3 protein-coding genes are annotated in these 2,431 nt (G+C 66.8%); 1 reads left to right on the top strand and 2 read right to left on the bottom strand.

Annotated elements, in window-relative coordinates; genetic code table 11:
- Positions 1-96: 96 nt before the first annotated feature.
- Entirely contained in the window at positions 97-621 is a 525-nt protein-coding gene (locus G3N97_RS38095; protein ID WP_205997894.1) for a lactoylglutathione lyase family protein, read from the bottom strand.
- Positions 622-726: 105 nt separating this feature from the next.
- On the opposite strand from G3N97_RS38095, the gene G3N97_RS38090 reads away from it, so the two are divergent.
- Entirely contained in the window at positions 727-1,608 is an 882-nt protein-coding gene (locus G3N97_RS38090; RefSeq protein WP_205997893.1) for a LysR family transcriptional regulator, read from the top strand.
- 25 nt (positions 1,609-1,633) lie between these two features.
- Here the strand turns inward: G3N97_RS38090 and G3N97_RS38085 are convergent.
- On the bottom strand, positions 1,634-2,431 hold a 798-nt coding region (locus tag G3N97_RS38085), incomplete at its 5' end, for an acyl-CoA dehydrogenase (protein ID WP_205997892.1).

Below are 2,431 nucleotides of genomic sequence, written 5' to 3'. Positions count from 1 at the left end.
CGCGCGGCACGCTGCCCAGCGCGAGGCCGAGCGCATCGGGCGAGCCGCGCCACGTCCACGCGGGCCAGGTCGCCGGCACGGGCGTCGTCACGTCGCTCATGCCTTGCTGCCCGGCGTGTTGCCTTGATAAGCGCCCGCCGAGTAGGTCAGCTCATAGCTGTGGCTGTAGATTTCGAGGATGTTGCCGAACGGGTCTTCCATGTAGACCATGCGATACGGCTTTTCGCCCGGGAAATACTCGCGCACCGGCATGCGCTGCTTGCCGCCCGCCGCGACGATCTTCGCCGCGAGACCTTCCACGTCCGGATCCTGCACGCAGAAGTGGAACACGCCGGTCTTCCAGTACTCGAAATTGTTCTCGGGCTTCTGCGCGTTGCGGAATTCGAAAATCTCCACGCCGATGCGGTCGCCGGTCGACAGATGCGCGATGCGGAACGAGCCCCAGCCCGCGCCGAACACGTCCGTGCACATCACGCCGATGGCGCTCTCATCTTCCTCGATGGTGGTGGGCGGCATGATCAGATACCAGCCCATGACCTCCGTGTAGAACTTCACGGCGGCGTCGAGATCGGTCACCGAAAGACCGATGTGGGAAAAACTGCGCGGATAAACGATGCTCATGCTGATTCCTCGAAGAACGCCCGGCTGGCGGGCACCCTACGAATCTTAGGCAGCGTGGCTATAATCGCAACGACGCTATTCTTATCATTTCGATAAATCTTCCTTATGCTGAATCCGCAATGGCTACGCACCTTCGAGATGCTGGCCGACGTCGGCAACTTCACGCGCGCGGCCGAACGGCTCGGCATCACGCAGGCGGCCGTGAGTCAGCATCTGCGGCATCTCGAAGACCGGCTCGGGCTGCTGGTGTTCCGCCGTCCGCGCGGCATCGAGATCACGCCCGCCGGGCGCGCGCTGCTCGACTACTGCGCCGAACTCGAAGTGTCCGACCGCAAGCTGCGCGACCGCCTGGCCGCGCCCGACGCCGATGCGGGCGAGATTGCGCTGATCAGTCCGGGCAGCATCGGTCTGGCGCTGTATCCGCTGCTGCTCGACTTGCAGGCGGCGCATCCGGGCCTGTCGATCCGGCACCGTTTCGCGCCCGATTCCGAGGTGCTGGCGGCCGTGCTCGCCAATCAGTACGAACTCGGCCTGCTCACGCTCAAGCCCGACGACGAGCGCCTGAAAGCCACGCGTTTTGCGGAGGAGCCGCTCGAAATGGTGATTCCGGCCGGAGAAACGGCGCGGACGTGGGAGGATCTGGAGCGCATCGGTTTCGTCGATCACCCCGACGGCCTCGCGATGGCCAACCGTCTGCTGAGCCGCCGCTTTCCGGGCAACACGGGCGCGCGCGGGCTGCCGCGCCGAGGCTTCAGCAATCAGATCGGCTTGATACTCGAACCCGTCGCACGCGGTTTCGGTTTCACGGTGCTGCCGCGCTATGCGCGCCGCGCGTTCGCGCGTCAGGAGGCGATCGAAGTCGTGGAATGCGATGTCGCCGTGGTCGATACGCTCTGGCTGATTTATCGCGCCGAATGGCCGCTGCCGCGCCGCGCGCAGCGCGTCGTCGAGTTTCTTTGCGCGCAGATGGCGGCCGCGGGCGATTGAGTTTTACCGCCTGCTTCAACGCCGCTTATTTCAACGCCGCATTGAGCGCCGCGCGGCCCGCGTTGGTGCGCAGCAGGCTGTTCGACGGCGCGTGAATGCGCGCGCAGAGCACGTTGCGATGATGCCGCTCCAGCGGATTGCGCCGCGTGATGCCGTGATTGCCCGCGAGTTCGAGCGCGGTCTGCACGGCCTCGATCGCGTTGTCCACCACGTTGTGCTTGACGAGCGCCGAGAGCGTGGCGGGCGCGTTGTCCGCGTCGATGGCGTCGGCGTGCGAGCGCAGCAGCCAGTCGCTGGTGGCGAGCCGCATTTCGATGCGGCCCACGCTTTCCTGCACCGTCGCGAGACTCGCAAGTGGCGCGCCGCCGAGCGAACCGGGCGTGCGCGTGTTGATGAAGTCGAGCAGCCAGTCGCGCGCGGCGCGCGCCGCCGCATCGTAAATCGTGGCGACGAGGCTGAAGTACCACGCCGTCGCGTGCGGATCGCGCTGCACGCCGAGGCTCGCGGGTTTCAGGCCCACGGCGTCGTCGAGCGGGATCGCCACGTCCTTGAACAGCACGTCGTGACTCACGGTGGCGCGCATGCCGACCGGGTCCCAGTTTTCGTCGATACGCACGCCGGGCGCGTCGCGCGGCACCAGAAAATGGCCGAGGCGCGGCTCGGCTTCGTCGGTGCGCGCGAGCACGCTGATCCACGCGAGCAGCGGCGCGCCGGTCACGTAGCGTTTGTGGCCCGTGATGCGCCAGTGCGCGCCGTCGCGCCGCGCGATCGTATCAGGCAAACCGCCGTGCGAGGGCGAACCGAGCGCGGGCTCGACCTGCGC

Source organism: Paraburkholderia sp. Ac-20347 (genome assembly GCF_017104805.1).
Taxonomy (GTDB): Bacteria; Pseudomonadota; Gammaproteobacteria; order Burkholderiales; family Burkholderiaceae; genus Paraburkholderia; species Paraburkholderia tropica.
The sequence above is the reverse complement of the archived record's forward strand: the minus strand, read 5'-3'. Positions and strand labels throughout refer to the sequence as shown.